The sequence below is a fragment of the Cupriavidus sp. SIMBA_020 genome, from assembly GCF_046535395.1.
In the GTDB taxonomy this organism is placed as follows: Bacteria; Pseudomonadota; Gammaproteobacteria; order Burkholderiales; family Burkholderiaceae; genus Cupriavidus; species Cupriavidus campinensis.
Genome location: NZ_JAWRWU010001882.1, coordinates 1 through 228 on the forward strand (window position 1 = coordinate 1; position 228 = coordinate 228).

General features: G+C 64.9%; 1 protein-coding gene. It reads left to right on the forward strand.

Annotated features, from left to right (window positions below):
• Nucleotides 1-228, forward strand: a 228-nt coding sequence (locus SB751_RS36120) for an aldehyde dehydrogenase family protein (RefSeq protein WP_410749743.1), incomplete at both ends; no start/stop codon positions are given.

A 228-nucleotide genomic window follows, 5' to 3' on the forward strand; every position in this document is an offset into this window, starting at 1 on the left:
TACTGAACGTCGTGCAGGGTTACGGCGCGACCGCCGGCGATGCGCTGGTGCGCCATCCGGACGTGCGCGCGGTGTCATTCACGGGCGGCACGGTCACGGGCAAGCGCATCATGGAACGCGCGGGCCTGAAGAAGTATTCGATGGAGCTCGGCGGCAAGTCGCCGGTACTGATCTTCGACGATGCCGATTTCGACCGCGCGCTCGACGCGTCGCTGTTCACGATCTTCT